The 15,965-nt window shown below is 71.3% G+C and carries 19 protein-coding genes; 7 read left to right on the top strand and 12 right to left on the bottom strand.

Annotated elements, in window-relative coordinates; genetic code table 11:
• Positions 1-116 precede the first annotated feature (116 nt).
• The 3 genes from ACLBX8_RS10835 to ACLBX8_RS10825 all read right to left on the bottom strand — a co-directional run bounded on the left by ACLBX8_RS10835 (position 117) and on the right by ACLBX8_RS10825 (position 1,127).
• The gene (locus ACLBX8_RS10835) at positions 117-548 is read right to left on the bottom strand and encodes a hypothetical protein (protein WP_447715087.1); all 432 of its coding nucleotides are present in this window, start codon (positions 546-548) and stop codon (positions 117-119) included.
• A 141-nt stretch (positions 549-689) separates the two neighbouring features.
• Entirely contained in the window at positions 690-893 is a 204-nt protein-coding gene (locus tag ACLBX8_RS10830; RefSeq protein ID WP_447715086.1) for a hypothetical protein, read from the bottom strand.
• A gap of 72 nt (positions 894-965) precedes the next feature.
• A complete protein-coding gene (locus ACLBX8_RS10825) occupies positions 966-1,127 on the bottom strand; it encodes a glycosyltransferase (RefSeq protein ID WP_447715130.1) in 162 nt (53 codons plus the stop codon).
• On the opposite strand from ACLBX8_RS10825, the gene ACLBX8_RS10820 reads away from it, so the two are divergent.
• Both ACLBX8_RS10820 and ACLBX8_RS10815 read left to right on the top strand, forming a co-directional pair.
• Positions 1,053-1,724 carry an acyltransferase family protein gene (locus tag ACLBX8_RS10820; protein WP_447715085.1) on the top strand — a complete coding sequence of 224 codons (672 nt, stop codon included), beginning with the start codon at positions 1,053-1,055 and terminating at the stop codon, positions 1,722-1,724. The two genes, ACLBX8_RS10825 and ACLBX8_RS10820, sit on opposite strands and share 75 nt — an antisense overlap.
• Before the next feature lie 3 nt (positions 1,725-1,727).
• Positions 1,728-2,345, top strand: coding sequence for an acyltransferase family protein (locus ACLBX8_RS10815; RefSeq protein WP_447715129.1), 618 nt, complete (start codon positions 1,728-1,730; stop codon positions 2,343-2,345).
• A gap of 121 nt (positions 2,346-2,466) precedes the next feature.
• On the opposite strand, the gene ACLBX8_RS10810 is transcribed toward ACLBX8_RS10815, so the two are convergent.
• The 5 genes from ACLBX8_RS10810 to ACLBX8_RS10790 form a co-directional block, all read right to left on the bottom strand.
• On the bottom strand, positions 2,467-3,633 hold the full coding sequence (locus ACLBX8_RS10810; RefSeq protein ID WP_447715084.1) for a M24 family metallopeptidase: 1,167 nt from the start codon (positions 3,631-3,633) through the stop codon (positions 2,467-2,469).
• A gap of 48 nt (positions 3,634-3,681) precedes the next feature.
• Positions 3,682-4,362 (bottom strand): GntR family transcriptional regulator, encoded by a 681-nt coding sequence (locus ACLBX8_RS10805; protein ID WP_447715083.1) that lies wholly within the window; start codon positions 4,360-4,362, stop codon positions 3,682-3,684.
• A gap of 67 nt (positions 4,363-4,429) precedes the next feature.
• Positions 4,430-5,239 carry a transporter substrate-binding domain-containing protein gene (locus ACLBX8_RS10800; protein WP_447715082.1) on the bottom strand — a complete coding sequence of 270 codons (810 nt, stop codon included), beginning with the start codon at positions 5,237-5,239 and terminating at the stop codon, positions 4,430-4,432.
• Positions 5,240-5,305: 66 nt separating this feature from the next.
• The gene (locus tag ACLBX8_RS10795) at positions 5,306-5,989 is read right to left on the bottom strand and encodes an amino acid ABC transporter permease (RefSeq protein WP_447715081.1); all 684 of its coding nucleotides are present in this window, start codon (positions 5,987-5,989) and stop codon (positions 5,306-5,308) included.
• Between the two features lie 34 nt (positions 5,990-6,023).
• Positions 6,024-6,830: an amino acid ABC transporter ATP-binding protein gene (locus ACLBX8_RS10790; RefSeq protein ID WP_447715080.1), complete on the bottom strand. Its 807-nt coding sequence runs from the start codon at positions 6,828-6,830 to the stop codon at positions 6,024-6,026.
• Between the two features lie 323 nt (positions 6,831-7,153).
• On the opposite strand from ACLBX8_RS10790, the gene ACLBX8_RS10785 reads away from it, so the two are divergent.
• The 5 genes from ACLBX8_RS10785 to ACLBX8_RS10765 are packed head-to-tail and all read left to right on the top strand — an operon-like array spanning position 7,154 to position 11,427.
• Complete coding sequence (locus ACLBX8_RS10785; protein WP_447715079.1) at positions 7,154-8,410, top strand: Zn-dependent hydrolase; 1,257 nt, start codon at positions 7,154-7,156, stop codon at positions 8,408-8,410.
• Between the two features lie 26 nt (positions 8,411-8,436).
• Positions 8,437-9,210 (top strand): LamB/YcsF family protein, encoded by a 774-nt coding sequence (locus tag ACLBX8_RS10780; protein WP_091978608.1) that lies wholly within the window; start codon positions 8,437-8,439, stop codon positions 9,208-9,210.
• Entirely contained in the window at positions 9,203-9,937 is a 735-nt protein-coding gene (gene pxpB / locus ACLBX8_RS10775) for a 5-oxoprolinase subunit PxpB (RefSeq protein WP_447699318.1), read from the top strand. The genes ACLBX8_RS10780 and pxpB overlap by 8 nt, the downstream gene beginning before the upstream one ends.
• Positions 9,930-10,964, top strand: a complete 1,035-nt coding sequence (locus tag ACLBX8_RS10770; protein ID WP_447699319.1) for a 5-oxoprolinase subunit C family protein — start codon at positions 9,930-9,932, stop codon at positions 10,962-10,964. The genes pxpB and ACLBX8_RS10770 overlap by 8 nt, the downstream gene beginning before the upstream one ends.
• 49 nt (positions 10,965-11,013) lie before the next feature.
• On the top strand, positions 11,014-11,427 hold the full coding sequence (locus ACLBX8_RS10765) for a VOC family protein (RefSeq protein WP_020094484.1): 414 nt from the start codon (positions 11,014-11,016) through the stop codon (positions 11,425-11,427).
• Between the two features lie 49 nt (positions 11,428-11,476).
• Here the strand turns inward: ACLBX8_RS10765 and ACLBX8_RS10760 are convergent, their stop codons facing one another.
• From ACLBX8_RS10760 to ACLBX8_RS10745, 4 genes are all read right to left on the bottom strand, one after another.
• Positions 11,477-13,072, bottom strand: coding sequence for an ABC transporter substrate-binding protein (locus tag ACLBX8_RS10760; RefSeq protein WP_447699320.1), 1,596 nt, complete (start codon positions 13,070-13,072; stop codon positions 11,477-11,479).
• 130 nt (positions 13,073-13,202) lie between these two features.
• Positions 13,203-14,726, bottom strand: coding sequence for a class I adenylate-forming enzyme family protein (locus ACLBX8_RS10755; protein ID WP_447682258.1), 1,524 nt, complete (start codon positions 14,724-14,726; stop codon positions 13,203-13,205).
• On the bottom strand, positions 14,723-15,535 hold the full coding sequence (locus tag ACLBX8_RS10750; RefSeq protein WP_447699321.1) for a VOC family protein: 813 nt from the start codon (positions 15,533-15,535) through the stop codon (positions 14,723-14,725). The genes ACLBX8_RS10755 and ACLBX8_RS10750 overlap by 4 nt, the downstream gene beginning before the upstream one ends.
• On the bottom strand, positions 15,532-15,951 hold the full coding sequence (locus ACLBX8_RS10745; RefSeq protein WP_447699322.1) for a PaaI family thioesterase: 420 nt from the start codon (positions 15,949-15,951) through the stop codon (positions 15,532-15,534). Before ACLBX8_RS10745 ends, ACLBX8_RS10750 begins: the two co-directional genes overlap by 4 nt.
• Between the last annotated feature and the right edge of the window lie 14 nt (positions 15,952-15,965).

Below are 15,965 nucleotides of genomic sequence, written 5' to 3'. Positions count from 1 at the left end.
CGCGGAGCGCCGGGAGGCGCCGCGCTGTACGCGGCGGGCCGTCCGATGCGGGCCCAGTCGTCTGGCCGGGCCGGCGATGAGGCCCGCCAGACCTGCCGCACGGTCGGCGCGGGCCGTCAGCGTCGGACCAGCGTGAACGTGAGATCCTTGTCGATCGACCGCCAACGGATGTTGCCGTCGTGGACGGCCCGGTAGGTCCCGGAGGTCACTACAGCGCAGAGGCGCTTGAGTGCCTCGAGGCGCGAGGCCGACCTGTAGACGGCTTCCCGCTCGTCGAGCTGGTGCAGCGCGCGCTGCAGGAAACCGACCGCGCGGTCCCGATCGAAGAGCGGGAAGGCCCCCGTGCTCGCGTCCGGCAGACGTGTGACGATCCGGATCATCGCGGCGGTCGCGTCCCGGTAGGGATCCGATCCGCCGGCCGCGCTCCTGGGCCTGGGATGCCGCACGCGCGTCCCGTCGCCGAACAGGTTGTTGCCGTGCTGGCGGTAGCGGACGAGCGGGACATCGATCTCCACCTCTTGCCCGACGACTTGCGCGAGGAACGTCACCCACCGATCGTGCGCGATCATCGCGCTCGGCACGATGAAATCGATGAAGCGGTCTTCGATATCCCATAGGTCGAGGAGATCGCGGCGGAAGACGATCGAGAAGCCGAAGAACGTCAGCCAGGGATCTTAGCTCAGCGGCGGCTACACGCCATCGCGCTGGATCCCCTGCGAGAATAACCGGAGCGCGCGGTTGCCCGCGTCGACGCTCAGGGCCGTATGGGCGATCATGGACACGGCGCGATCATCGATGTGGCGCGAGCAAAGCTCGATCTTCCTCGGGTCCCAGATGTCGTCCTGATCGCAGAAGGCCACGAGATGCCCGCGTGCGTGCAGCGCTTCGCACAAGAATCTGTCCCGAAAGCCAAGTGCGGGCGATTTCTGAAATATTTGAATTGGAATTTTGCTTGAGGTCGCAAATTACTGAACAATCTCAAGGGTATTATCGGTCGAGTTGTGGTCTGAGACGATGATTTTCAGCGGGCGCACGATTTGCGCGACGAGGCTGTGCACCTGCTCGCGGTGGAGCGCGGAACCATTATGTGTTGCAATGACGACCGATATACCGTGTTCGTATCGCATCATGCCCATTCGGATCGGAGAGCAAAGCAGTATCGCCAAGTGATGAGGATAATATTGCCACCACTGTGGCTGCGCCTTCGAGCCTGCGCGACGGCAGAGAATGCGCTCCCGGGCTCGACCGCGCCATCCCACGATGACGAAGTTGAACATTGCGCGGCTCTGGACGGCACACGCGGTCTGTCCGCTCTCTGCGTGCTCCTCTTTCATACCGGGCACTGGCTTGATGTGCCGTGGCTTGCCGTCAATGGAGGACTTTCTGTCGATACGTTCTTCACGTTGAGCGGCTTCGTCCTTGCCCGCGCTTACAGGGATCGAAGGGATCGGCTCTCCAACATGGACTTCCTTTTGCAGCGTCTCGTCCGGTTGATGCCCGTCATCGCGCTCTCGCTCCTCATCAGCGCGCCGTATGTCGCGCTGCGAGATTCCATGACGTCCGGCGCCGCCTACGCCAGCCAGATCGTCGTCGCCGTCCTTCTCGGGCTCCTCAACATCCCCTACTTCCATGCCCCGCCGCCGATCGGCGGTCCTCAGGTCTTTCCATTAAACGGCCCACAGGTCTCGTTGTTCTTCGAGATCATGGCCAGCGCGTTCTGGTGATCGATCCGACGTCTCAACCCGGTTTACGCGTCGGCACCTCTCTACATCGTGTCCGCTTGCTTCGGCCTAACTGTCGAAATCGGAGGCGATCAGACGGATAACTTCATCCTCGGATTCGGCCACGTCGGGTCGTCCTTCTTCGTCGGTGTCTTCTGCTACCAGATCAAGGATCTGCTCGCTCGGCGGGCCAACCTGACGCCGGTCTTCTACGTCCTGCTCGTCGTGATGGTGATCATCTTCACCCTGCCGTACGAACTGAACCACACGCAGCGGATGCTCTGGAAGCTGCTGCTGGCCCCCCTGCTCGTCATCGGCGGATCGTCCATCACCCTGGCGGACCCGCTGAAGGACCTCTCGATCCTCGGCGGAGACCTATCGTATCCGATCTACGCCCTGCATTTTCCGATCTTCTCGTGGATCCACGGCCTGTACCAGAAGCTGAGCGGCGGGAAGTCGGCCGCGATCGAGGCCGCAACGCTCTTCGCAGCGACGTTGATCTTGAGCTACCTGGCGCTGCGCCTATACGACCGGCCGATACGCGCCTATCTCACGCGCCTTCTCAAGGGCGTCCCGGAAGCCGATCATCCCCCGGATCGATCGCCGGTGTCGAGAGCGGCCTGATGGCCTCTGAAGAGGATCATCGTGGCTGCGGCGCAGGGCGCGGCGTGGCGGAAGCGCCGGTCACCTCCGGCGTGATCCAACGCGCACCGCGTCCCTGCAGGCCGCGGTGATCCGCGACGCCTCACCGCACCGACAGGGTGCGCGGCAGGTCGGACAGGGGCTCGACCCCGCCGGCGGTGACGATGACGGTCTCCGAGGCGCCGACCGTCCAGGCGCCGTAGCGGCGCAGGGTGGCCGGCAGGTGGAAGACCATGCCGGGCTCGATCGGCCGGTCCTGTCCGGTGAACAGCGAGAGCAGGGCACCCTCTCCCCAGTCCGGCGCGAAGGCGACGCCCATCGAGTAGCCGATCCGCTTGCGGAAGGCTGGGCCGTAGCCCGCCGCGTCGATCACGGCCTGCGCCGCCGCGTGCGGGGCGGCGCAGGGATGGCCGGGGCGGATCGCGCCGAGCGCCGCGTCGAGGGCGCGCAGGGCGCAGTCCATCATCCGCTGCGCCTCGGCCGGCGGCGGGCCGATCCAGACGCTGCGCATCAGCGCCGCGTGGTAGCGGGCGTGGCTGCCAGCGAGCTCGAGGAAGACCGCGTCGCCCGGCTCCAGCCGGCGCCGCCGCCACGTCATGTGCGGCAGACCGCTGCGCGGGCCCGACGCGACCAGCGGCTCCATCGCCACGGCCTCGGACCCGGCGGCCGTCGCGGCTGCCAGCATGGCGGCGGCGACGGCGTTCTCGTCGGTGCCCGCCGCGCAGGCGTCGAGCCCCGCGGCGAGCCCGGCCTGCGCGTACCGGGCGGCGGCCCGGATCGCCGCGAGCTCGGCCGCCGACTTCACCGCCCGCAGGGGGGCGAGGAGGCCGGAGCCATCGGGCAGCGGGACGCTTCCGAGGGCGGCGTCGATCCGCGCCGCGAGCGCCGGCGCGACGAACCAGCCGTCCCGCTCCAGGGCCGGCCGGGCGAGCCCGCGCCCGCGCACGAGCGTTGCCAGAGCCTCGGCCGGGTCGGCGCCGTCCGGGTAGGCCTGGATGTCGTCGAGCCACGTGTTGGCGGCCGCGCCCGGCAATTCGAGCTGCCGGACCAGGAGGGCCGGGGCGCCCTCCGCCGGCACGAGCAGGGCCTGGAAGGCGAAGTAACCCGCCGTCTGGCGGCCGGTCAGCCAGTAGATCGTCTCCGGGCCGGTCACCACGAGGGCGTCGTGGCCGGCACCCGCGATGGCGGCCCGGGCCGCCGCCTGCCGGGCGGCGAACTCCGCCTCCGGGAAGGCCGCCTCGCGGCCGCGCAGCTCCGTGAACTCGTGCATCGCGCCGCCCTCGTCCCAGACTTCGCTCAGACTTCGCTCAGACTTCGCTCAGACTTCGCTCAGGCGCCGGATGATGCCCTGCTTGAAATTCTCGAGATGGGCCGCGATCGCGTCCGCCGCCGCCGCCGCGTCCTTGGCCCGCAGGGCGGCGACCACCGCGAGGTGCTCGCGATGGACCGCCTCGAACCGCTCGGGCATCCGGCTCAGGTTGAACATCTGCGTCTTGAGCCGCAGGTCCTTGATCGTCTTGGCGAGGGTCGCGTTCTGGCTGTGCTCCGCGATCAGGTCGTGGAAGCGCCGGTCGACCTCCCAGTTGCCCGGCGCGTCCGGGTCGCCCACCGCCAAGAGCGACTCCATCTGACGCTGCAGGTCCGCCAGCACCGCGTCGGCGATGCGGCCGGTGGCCAGCGCGACGCTCTCCCGCTCCAGCAGGCGGCGGACATGCAGGATCTCGATCAGCTCGCGCAGGGAGAATTCCTTGACCACGAGCATCCCGCCGGGTTGCCGCTCGATCAGCCCCTCGGTCTCCAGCCGCGACATCGCCTCGCGGGTCGGGGTCCTGGAGATGTCGAGCATCTCGGCGAGGCGGCGCTCGTGCAGCACGGTGCCGGCCGGAAGGTCGCGGCGGACGAGCATGTCGAGCAGGCGGTCGTAGGCCATCTGGCCGAGGCTCTGCTCGCGCCGTGCACTGAGCGCCGTCGTGTACGACGCGGCGTCGAGGGTCTTCATGGTGTCCTCCCGGAGCGGCCGGCTCAGCCGCTCCCCATTCTTGTTCTCGCGCGTCCGCCGTGCCCGCTCACATGGCGGGCGTGCGGATCGGCTCCTTCGGGGCCGGATCATAGCCGATCAGCGGGGTGACGAGCTTGGCGTAGGTACCGTCCGCGACCATCTCGCCGAGCGCCTTGTTGACGGCGGCGTGCAGGTTCGGCTTGCCCTTCTTGATGGCGAAGCCCTTCTGGACCGTGCTCAGCGGGGTCTCGATCATCACCAGGGGCAGCTTGCGCGCCTTGATGGCGTAGTTGCCGGCCACCGCGTCGTTGATCACCGCGTCGATGTTGCCGCCGACGAGGTCCTGCATGGCGTCCGCGGCCGTCTTGTAGCTCTTCAGGGTGGCGCCGTTCTCCTCGGCGAGCTTGCCGAAGGTCGAGGCCGAGAGGGCGCCGACGTTGCGGCCCTTGAGATCCGCCGGCCCCTTGATGCCGGTATCCTTGCGGGTGACGATCCGCGCGCCGGATTCGAGCCACCCGTCCGCGAAGGCGACCTGCTTCTGCCGGGCGGGGGTGATGTCCATCGACTCGCTGGTGATGTCGTACTGATCGGCTATCAGGCCCACCAGCAGGGCGTCGAACTTGATGTTGACCGGGCTGTACTCGAGCCCGAGCCGGCGGCAGACCTCGCGCATGACCCGGACCTCCAGCCCGTCGAGCTCGCCGCTCGGCGTGCGCATGCTGAAGGGCGCGAAGGTGCTGTCCGTCGCCACGATCAGCTTGCCGGGCTCGATCAGCTCCAGCTTGCCCTCGGCCGCGCGGGTCGCGGGGGCGGCGAGGAGGCCTGCGCCGAGGCTGGCGCAGAGGGCGGCGAGGGCGAGGACGTGGCGGCGGTTCATGGCGGTCTCCGGTCTCGAGGCGGGGCGGGAAGGATCGGCCGCGGCCCGTCCCGCGGCGGGGGTGGCTCAGGACAGGCGGGCGTAGCGCCGCTCGAAATAGGCCGAGAGCTGCGACAGGATCGACGTGAGGCCGAGGTAGATCAGCGCCGCCGCGATGTAGAAATCGAACGGCCGGAAGGTCGTGGCGATCATGAGCTGCGCGTAGAGCGTCAGCTCCACCACCGTGATCGTCGACAGCAGCGAGGTATTCTTCACCGCCGAGATCGCCTCGTTGGTCAACGACGGCAGGATCATGCGGAAGACCTGCGGCAGGACGATGCGCACCATCATGATCCGCGGGTTCATGCCGAGCGCCAGCGCCGACTCGATCTGGCCCCTCGGGATCGCCGCGAGGCCGGCCCGGATGGTCTCGGCCACGTAGGCGCCGCTGCTGACGCCCAGCGCGATGATGCCGGCGGTCACGGGCGAGAGCTTCACCCCGATCTGCGGCATGCCGAAATACACGATGAAGACCTGCACGAGGGTCGGCGTGCCGCGGATGAACCAGACGTAGAAGCTCGCCAGCGCCCGGAAGGGCGCGAAGGACGAGCGCTTGCCCAGCGCCCCGAGCAGGCCGCAGGCCCAGCTCACCAGGATGCTCGCCACCGTGACGCCGAGCACCACTAGGGTCGCCGAGAGGAAGCCGGGGCCGTAGGTGACGACCTCGTCCGAGAGGGTGAGCCACCAATCCTGCAACGCCGCGACGCTCATCGCTGTCCCTTCTCCCCGGTGATGGGCCGGCGGCTCACGCCGTCTGTCCCGGCGCGGCGGGCTGGTGCAGGACGCGCCGGAGGAACTGGCGCAGCCGCTCGCTCCGGGGCGCGCCGATGATGGCGTCGGGCGGCCCGTCCTCGGCGATCACGCCGCCGTCGAAGAACAGGGTGCGGGTGCCGACATCCCGGGCGAAGGCCATCTCGTGGGTGACGAGCAGCATCGTCATCCCGTCCGCCGCGAGGGAGCCCATCAGCGCCAGCACCTCGCCAACCAGTTCTGGGTCGAGGGCCGAGGTCACCTCGTCGAACAGCATCACCTTGGGCGCCATCGCCAGGGCGCGCACGATCGCCACGCGCTGCTGCTGCCCGCCCGAGAGCTTCGACGGGTAGGCGTGCCGCTTCTCGTAGAGGCCGATGCGCTGGAGCAGCGCCTCCGCCTCCGCGACGGCCTGCCGGCGCGGCATCCGCCGCACCCGGATCGGCGCCTCGATGACGTTCTCCAGCACGGTCATGTGCGGCCAGAGATTGTAGCTCTGGAAGACCATGCCGATCCGCGCCCGCAACTCGCAGAGCTGCTGCGGCGTCGGCTGGCGGCGGGCGCCCTGCTCGTAGTCGAAGGCGAAGCGCTCGAAATCCATGAAGCCGGAGGTCGGCGTCTCCATGAGGTTCAGGCAGCGCAGGAACGTGCTCTTGCCCGAGCCGCTCGCACCGATGATCGACACGACCTCGCCCTCGTGGATGTCGAGGGAGATGCCCTTCAGGACCTCGTTGGTGCCGTAGCTCTTGTGCAGCTTCCTGATCTTCAGGAGCGGGGGCGCGGCCGTCTCGGTCTGAGCCATCGTTAAACCTGATGTTTTGCAGTCGATTCGCGGATCTATGCTTAGATCCGCACGAAGATCGCATTATGTTGCTGTTTTATCGTTCATAAAATCTCTCAATATAGAGATTTAATTTTCCATCCGCCGACGTTTTACATTGCCAAATCGGATGGGATGCCTTAGCAGAACCGGTATACCGCCGGCATTCAAGCGGTATTTTTGAGCATGGCTGCCTCCGACATGGTCATCGAACTTCCGGATCCCGGTATTCCCTTCGCGACTGCGCCGGGCGCGTGCCTCATTGTTCAGCCGATGGACCGGGTCGGACCCGCGCGGCAGCCGGCATGACCCGGCTCGCGATCGATCCGGATCTCTGCGCGGGCCTGTTCGCCGAGCTCCTGAGCTTCAGCGAGGACGCGCCGGGCGTGACGCGGGCGGCCTACGGCGTCGGCGAGGAGCGCGCCCACGCCCTGATGCGAGCCACCGGGCTGGCACTCGGGCTCGCCGCCGAGACCGACGCGGCCGGCAACCTGTTCCTGACGATGGCGGGCCGCGACCCGGCACTGGCGCCCTGGATGGTCGGCTCTCACGTCGACACGGTGCCCCACGGGGGCAATTTCGACGGGGCGGCGGGCGTGATCGGCGGCCTCGCGGCCGTGGAGGCCCTGCGCCGGGCTGGGATCGTGCCGGCGCGTCCCGTGACGGTGGCGGTGTTCCGGGCCGAGGAGAGCGTGTGGTTCCCGGCCTCCTACGTCGGCAGCCGGGCCGCGCTCGGCCTGCTGCCGCCGGAGGTGCTCGACCTGCCCCGCGCCGATACCGACCGGAGCCTGCGCGACCACATGGCCGAACTCGGCCTGCGGCCGGGGGCGGTGGCGCGGGGCGAGCGGCTCCTCGATCCGGCGCGGATCCACGGCTTCGTCGAGATGCACATCGAGCAGGGCCCGGCGCTGGAGGCGGCCGGGCTCCCCGTGGGCTTCGTCACGGCGATCAGCGGCAGCTTCCGCTACCGCAAGGCGGCCTGCTTCGGCCGCTACGGCCATTCCGGCGCCGTGGCGCGGGGCGAGCGCAGCGACGCCGTCTTCGCCCTCGCCGACCTGATCACCGGCCTGGACGCGCTCTGGGGCAGGCTGGAGGCGGAGGGCTGCCCGGCCACGATCACGCTGGGCGAGGTCGCCACCGACCCGGTTCAGCACGCCTTCGCCAAGATCCCCGGCGAAGTCCGCTTCTGCCTCGACGTTCGCAGCACCGAGCCGGCCGTTCTCGACCGGGTCGAGGCGGCGCTCGCCGAGCATATCGCCGCCATCGAGGCCGCCCGCTCGGTACGCTTCGTGCTGGGCGAGCGCACCGGCAGCACGCCGGCGCGGATGAGCGCCGCGCTGGTCGAGGCCCTGTCAGGCCACGCGCGCCGGCTCGGGACGCCGTTCCGCACGATGGCGAGCGGGGCGGGGCACGACACCGCGACGCTGGCCGGCCAGGGCGTGCCGAGCACGATGATCTTCATCCGCAACCAGAACGGCAGCCACAACCCGGACGAGGCGATGCGGATCGCGGATCTGTGCGCCGCCGCCACCCTGGTGGCCCACCTGGTCGCCGAAGCCTGACCCCGCGCGAGAGAAGGGATGCACCGATGATCGTCGATCTGAACTGCGACATGGGCGAGGGCTTCGGCGTCTACCGTCTGGGCGACGACGCCGAGATGCTGACCGTGGCGACCTCGGCCAACATCGCCTGCGGCTTCCACGCCGGCGACCCGCTGGTGATGCACGAGACCCTGAGCCGCGCCGCCGCGAACGGCGTGCAGGCCGGCGCCCATCCGAGCTTCCTCGACCTCTGGGGCTTCGGCCGGCGGCCGATCCACGGCGAGCGCCCCGCCGACATCGAGAAGGCGGTGCTCTACCAGGTCGGCGCGCTGCTGGCGCTGGCGCAGGATGCCGGCTGCCCGGTGCGCCACGTGAAGACCCACGGGGCCATGGGCAACATGGCCAACGAGGATGCCGACCTCGCTCTGGCGGTGGCCCGGGCGATCCGCACCCTCGACCGCGACCTGATCTTCGTGGTCATGCCGGGCCTGGAGACCGAGCGGGCCGGCGAGAAGCTCGGGCTGCCGATCGCGCGCGAGATCTACGCCGACCGCGCCTACGCGGATGACGGCACCCTGGTCTCGCGCAAGCTCCCCGGCGCCGTGCTGCACGATCCCGATTCCGTCTCGGAGCGCGTGGCGCGGATGCTGGAGGACGGGGCGATCACCTGCCTGTCCGGGCGGCGCATCCCGACGCGGATCGACACGGTCTGCGTCCACGGCGACACGCCCGGCGCGGTCGCCATGGCGCGCCGCCTGCGGGCAGAGTGCGCCGCCAAGGGCATCGCCCTGCGCCCGATGGCCGAGGTGCTCGGTGTCTGAGCCCGGCTACCGCCTCCTCGATAGCGGCGACCGGGCGCTCACGGTGGAGCTCGGCCGCGCGGTCGATCCCGCGATCAACACGCGGGTCATCGCCCTCGACGCGGCGCTCCGCGGCGCCGGGCGCCCGGGCCTCCTGGAGACCGTGCCGACCTACCGCTCGCTCCTCGTCCTCTACGATCCGGACCTGCTGCCCCGGGCCGACCTCGCCGCGCTGATCGCCGCGCACTGGCCGCCGCCGGACGGGGCGGCGGGCTCGCTGCGCCGCTGGCGGGTGCCGGTCCATTACGGCGGCGCGCACGGCGCCGACCTCGACGACCTCGCCGCCGGGGCCGGGCTCAGCCCGGAGGCGGTGATCGCCCTTCATTCCGGCCGCGACTACCGCGTCTACATGATCGGGTTCGCCCCCGGCTTCGCCTATCTGGGCGGCCTCGATCCCCGGCTCCACGCGAGCCGGCGCACCGATCCGCGGCCCGAGACGCCCGCCGGCAGCGTCTCGATCGGCGGGAACCAGACCGGCGTCTCGCCGCCCCTGGAGCTGCCGAGCGGCTGGCAGCTCATCGGCCGCACGCCCGCGCGCTCCTACGATCCGGGCCGGGCCGAGCCGTTCCTGTTCGCGGCCGGCGACCTGATCCGGTTCGAGCCGATCGACCGCGCCGCCTTCGACGCCCTCAGCGAGGCCGCCCGCGCCGGCGAGACCGTCGCGACCCTGGAGCGGATCGATGCCTGAGGGCCTTCGCGTCATCGCCCCCGGCGTGGCCTCGACCCTGCAGGATGCCGGGCGGCCGGGCTACCTGCGCTACGGCATCTCGGGGTCCGGCGCGATGGATCCCGACCTGCTGGCCCTGGCCAACGGCCTCGTCGGCAACCCGCTCGACGCCGCGGTGATCGAGATGGCGATGGTCGGTCCGACCCTCGCCTGCGAGACGGATATCTGCCGCGTCGCCCTCGCCGGCGCGCCCTTCGCGATAAGCCTGAACGGCCGCGCCCTCGACCCGTTCACCGCCCACGACCTGCGGCGGGGCGACCGGCTCGTCCTGGGCGGACCGCGGCAGGGCCTGCGCGCCTGCCTCGCGGTCGCCGGGGGCTTCGCCGTCGCGCCGATGCTGGGCAGCGTGGCGACGCACACCCGCACCCGCCTCGGCGGCCTCGACGGCCAACCCCTGGCCGCGGGCGACCTGCTGCCCCTCGCGGCGCCCGCGCCCCGCGACCGCCCGCTGACCCTGCCGCCGGCCCACCGGCCGACCTTCGGCGGGCCGATCCGGGTGGTGCTCGGGCCGCAGGCCGACGGCTTCACCGCGGACGGCCTGCGGACCTTCCTCTCCGAAGCCTACACCCTCACGGCGCGGGCGGACCGGATGGGCTGCCACCTCGACGGGCCGCCGATCGCCCACGCGGACGGCTTCAATATCGTCTCGGACGGGATCGTGAACGGCTCGATCCAGGTGCCCGGACACGGGCGCCCGCTGATCCTGCTGGCCGACCGCCACACCACCGGCGGCTACCCAAAGATCGCCACCGTGATCTCGGCGGATCTCGGCCGCCTCGCGCAGGTGCGGCCGGGGGAGACGATCCGGTTCGCGGCCGTCGCTGTCGCGGAGGCCCAGGCCATCGCCCGCGCCGCGCGAAGCGCTCTGGCCGCGCGGCTGACGGCGCTGGTGCCGGCCGGCGGCGGCGATCTCGACAGCGCGTTCCTGCTGTCCTGCAACCTCGTCGGCGGCGTCGTCTCGGCGCGTGCCCTCGATCCGGCGCCCTGACGGCGCCGCAACCCCCTCTCAACCGAGCCCAGCAAGCAAGAGACCGTCGATGCTCACGCCGTTCCACCTCGCCTACCACGTCACCGACCTCGACGCGGCGCGCCGCTTCTACGGGGGCGTCCTCGGCTGCCAGGAGGGCCGCAGCACCGAGACCTGGGTCGATTTCGACTTCTTCGGCCATCAGCTGTCGCTGCACCTGGGCGAGCCCTTCGCCACCACCCGGAGCGGGAAGGTCGGCGACCACACGGTGATGATGCCGCATCTGGGCGTGGTGCTGCCGCTCGACGCCTGGGAGGCGCTCGCCGGCCGCGTCGAGGCGGCCGGCATCGCCTTCGACATCCCGCCGGTCGTCCGCTTCGCCGGCGAGCCCGGCGAGCAGCGCACGATGTTCTTCTTCGACCCGAGCGGCAATCCGATCGAGGTCAAGGGTTTCCGGGATCTGGCCGGCGTCTTCGCGCACTGAGTCGTGCGCCCGTCGCCGACGGCGACGGGCGGCCCGGACGCGCCGCCCGTCAGGCGCGGCGGGCGTTCCAGAAGACGAACTGGCCGTCGACCACGTCCCGGAGGTCGCGCCGGAAGGCCGTCCGGTAGAAGTACTGGCCGGTCGGCAGGTACGGCACGTCGCGCATCGCCAGGGTCTGCATCCGGGCCGCGATCGCCTGGCGCGCGGCCTGGTCCGGCGCCTCGATCCAGGCCTCGCGCAGGCTCTCCAGCTCCGGCAGGTCCGGCCAGCCGAAGAAGCCCTTCGGGCCGCCGCAGCGCAGGACCTGCTCCACGACCGGGTTCGCCATGTCGAGGCCGGTCCAGGTCGTGGTGAAGATGTTCCAGCCGCCCTGGTCGGGGGGCGCCTTGCTGGCGCGGCGGGTGACCAGCGTGCCCCAGTCGGACACGACGTACTGCACGTTCATCCCGAGGCGCTGGAGCAGGTCGTGCATGATCTCGCCGAGGGCGCCGAGCACGGGGTTCTCGCTCGTCGACATGAGCACGACGCGCTCGCCCTTGTAGCCGGCCGCCACGAGGTCGCGCTTGGCCTTGGCGAGATCGCGCGGCCGGGTGAGCACGTCGAGCCCGGCATCAGTGGCCATCGCGGTCCCCGGCGTGAACAGGCCGACATCCTTGCGCCACAGCTTGGGATCGTCGCCGGCGGCCGCCGCCATGAAGTCTGCTTGGGACAGGGCCTCGAGGACCACGCGCCGGACCGCGGGCTTGTCGAAGGGCGGGTGGAGATGATTCATCACGCCGGTGCCGAGATTGCCGAGCGGCGAGGCGAGCTGCGTGGCGATCTGCGGGTGCGCTTGAAGCGTCGGCACGAGATCGCTGATCGGGTTCTCCCACCAGTCGACCTCGCCGTTCTGGAGGGCGGCCGCCGCGGTGCCGGGATCCGGCATGACCTGCCACTCGACCCGCTCGAAATGGACCCGCTTCGGCCCCGCCACCCAGGAGACCGGGCCGTTCTCCCGGGGCCGGTAGTCCGGGTTGCGGTCGTAGACCACGCGGGCGCCGACGAGCCGCTCCTTGGTGTTGAACCGGAACGGCCCGGAGCCGATCAGCTCGGGGATCTGCTGGGCCGGGTCGGTGGCGGCGAGGCGCTCGGGCATGATGACGAGGACCGGCGGACCGAGCTTCGCCAGCGTCTCGAGCATCAGCCCGTAGGGCCGCTTCAGGCGAATGACGAAGGTGCGGTCGTCCGGCGCCTCCAGGGCGTCCGTGCGCGCCATCAGGGCCTGCCCGAGGCTGTCGCGCTGCGCCCAGCGCCGGATCGACGCGACGCAGTCGCGGCCCCGCACCGGCTCGCCGTCGTGGAATCTCAGGCCCTCGCGCAGCCGGAAGGTCCAGCGCCGCCCGTCCTCCTCGACCGTGTGGCCCTCGACCATCTGCGGCTGCGGCGTGAACTGCGCGTCGAGGCCGTAGAGCTGGTCGAACACCATCAACGCGTGGTTGCGCGTGACGTAGGCCGTGGTCGTCACCGGATCGACGATGGTGAGGTCGGATTGCGGCACGAAGCGCAGGACGCTCGCCCGGCCGCCCTGGGCGAGGGCCGGGCGGGCCGGCAGGAAGGGCGCGGCGGCCGCGGCGGCGGCACCGCCCAGGAAGGTTCGTCGCAGCATGGGGTCACTCCTGGCGTTCCGGGTCAGGCGGACGGGGACGGGAGCGCCGGTCGGCCTTCCGTGCGAGGCCAATTTCTGCGGGCGCAGTCCGCGGGAGCACAACCTGCAAGGGCCGTTCCGCCCCGGCCGGTCACGGGGTGCGGACGGCCTCTTCGGCCCGCCGGCGCAGGGCCGCGCGGTCGATCTTGCCGGTCGAGGCGAGCGGCAGCGCCTCGACGAACCAGACCCGACGCGGGTGCTGGTAGGCCGGCGCGTGTTCGAGCGCGTAATCCTTGAGAGCGGCCTCGTCGACGGTGGCGGCGGGCCGGCGGACCACGAAGGCGACCGGCTTGGTGCCCTTGATGGCGTCGTCCACCGGCACCACGCAGGCCTGGAGCACCGCGGGGTGGCGCTCCAGCACCAGCTCGACCTCGCCCGGAAAGATGTTCTCGCCGCCGGAGACGAACATGTCGTCGGTCCGCCCGAGGAAGTAGAAGAACCCGTCCGCGTCGCGGCGGAAGACGTCGCCGGTGTCGTAGAACCCGTCCGCGGTGATCGGGACGGGCACGTCTGGCCGGTTGTGGTAGCCGAGCATGATCGCGGGGCTGCGCATCTGCAGGATCCCGGTCTCCGGGGCGTCCGGTCCGACGAGGCGCACCGCCACCTGGGGATGCGGCGCGCCGACCGACGCGACCGGCGTCGGCAGGCCGTCCGGATGGTCGCCGAACACGACCGGGCCGCCCTCGGTGGTCCCGTAGGCGTTGAGGATGCGGGCGTTCGGCAGGAGGGCGCGGATCTGCCGGGCGAGGGTGTCGTTGACCGGCGCCGAGCCCATCCGGACCGTCCGCACGTCGGTGAGGTCGGCTTCCGCGAGGAGATCCGGCTCCCGCAGCATCATGGCGATCATCGGCGGCACGGCGGTGAGCCACGTGCAGCGGTACCGGTCGATCGCCGCGATGTAGGCCCGCGCCTCGAATTGCGGCAGCAGCACCATCGTGGCGCCGGCCGCGCAGACGAGGAGCGCCAGGGCGAGCGCGTTCATGTGGTAGAGCGGCGCCGCCACGAGCAGCCGGTCGTCGCGCAGGTCCGTCTCCGCGGCGCGGGTCCGCGCCACCCAGAGGTGGCTGGCATGGCTCAGCCGCACGCCCTTCGGCCGGCCCGTCGAGCCGGACGTGTAGAGGAACAGGGCCGCCTCGTCGGGCTCGGGCACGACCGGCACGAACGGACCGGGGTCGAGCCAGGCCGCGAAGCCCTCCGGCCCGTCATCGTCGAACCCGGCGATCCGGATATCGGGGCCGAGATCGGCCAGCAGCGCCCGGCGCGGGCCGTCGCAGAGCACGAGCCGCGCCCCGCAATCGGCGAGCACGGCGGCGATCGTGGCCGGCGGGAACTTGTGATTGACCGGGACCGGGACCACGCCGGCGCGCATCGCCCCGAGCAGCGCCGCGATCGTGTCGGGCCGGTTGGCCGCGAGGATCGCGACCCGCGCGCCGCGGGCGATCCCGCCGCGCAGCAGGCCGCGGGCGAAGGCGTCGGCCCGGGCGTCGAGGCCGGCGCGGGTCATCACCGCGGGCTCGCCATCCGGGCCGACGCCGATGATCCGCGGCCTGTCCGGCGGGCCGGACCGGTCGACGAGGTCGCCGAGATTGGTCGGAGCCGTGGCCGCGCGCGTCATGGGGCCGCCCTGCACACGAGACGGAGGTCGAAGGCCGGCAGCGTCAGCGTGGCCGCGTCCGGCCCGTGCCGAACCCAGGCCGCCTCCGGGAGCGCGCCCGCGCGGGCTTCGAGGGCGTCGAGGTCGCGGAAGCGCAACGCCAGGGCGGAGAAGCGGGCGGCCGGCCCCGGCACGATCGCCACCCGCGTCTCGCCGAGCCGGAGGGTCCGGACGCCGCCCGCGGCCTCGGCCGGGGCGCCGCTCGCGCTCGCGTAGAGGGCGGCGTCGGCCTCCGGCGCCGGGCTCTCGATCGTCAGTGCGTCGAGCCCCGAGAACCCGTTCGGATGGTCGAGCCATTCGGGGCGCCAGACGAGATCCGGGGTCAGGTGCTCGCAATGGTAGAGGCGCCCCGCCGGGAACCTTTCGACCGGCACCCGCACCGTGCGGAACCGGGCCGTTTCCTCGCGGCCGTCGACGGTCACGGGGCGCGTGAAGGCGACGGGCGGCCCGGCCGCGAGCCCCGCCGCGGCGAGGCGGGCATGCGTCGCGTCGGCGTCCCGGCTCGCCACGACGAGCCCGTTCAGGCCGAACGGGCTGTCCAGAACGTCCTGCCGCTGCGGACCCGTCTCGGGCAGGCCGACGAGTTCGAGGTAGGGTCCGGCCGTCATCATCAGGTGGTTGACGGAGCCCAGCGAGTGGTGGCCGCGCGGCGTCAACCGGAAGCCGAGGGCGGCGAACAGGTCCGCCGCCTCGTCCATCCGCCGCAGCACGTTGATCACGACGTGGTCGAGGGCCCCGTCCGCCGGGGCGCCGGGGGCCGGCCCCGTCATTTCGGCGGCGCCGTCATGTAGACGCCGCGGCCGCTCGCGAGCAGGCGCCCCTCCTGGTCGAGGATCTGCGCCTCGGCCACCGAGAGCTGGTTGCCGAACTTCACCACCGTGCCGCGGCAGGTGAGATCGCCCTGCATCGCGGCCCGGTGGTAGTCGACCCGCAGGTCCACGGTGGGGACGCCCCGGCCGGTCTTGGAGACCAGCGCCCAGTCGGCGGTGAGGTCGACCAGCGTCGCCAGGATGCCGCCGTGCACGTAGCCGCGCTCGGCGTTGACGACCCATTCCGGCCGCCACGTCGCCTTCAGCTCGATCGTCCCATCGCCGACGGCGACGATGGAGAGGCCGAGCCACTGGTGGAACGGGCCGCGCAGCAGCAGCGCCTCGACCTGCTCCTTGGTGAGGGGGGTGTCGGACATGGCTTGGGGGATCT

This window comes from Methylobacterium sp. D48H, from assembly GCF_053345715.1.
This window is presented reverse-complemented; position numbering and strand designations above follow the sequence as displayed.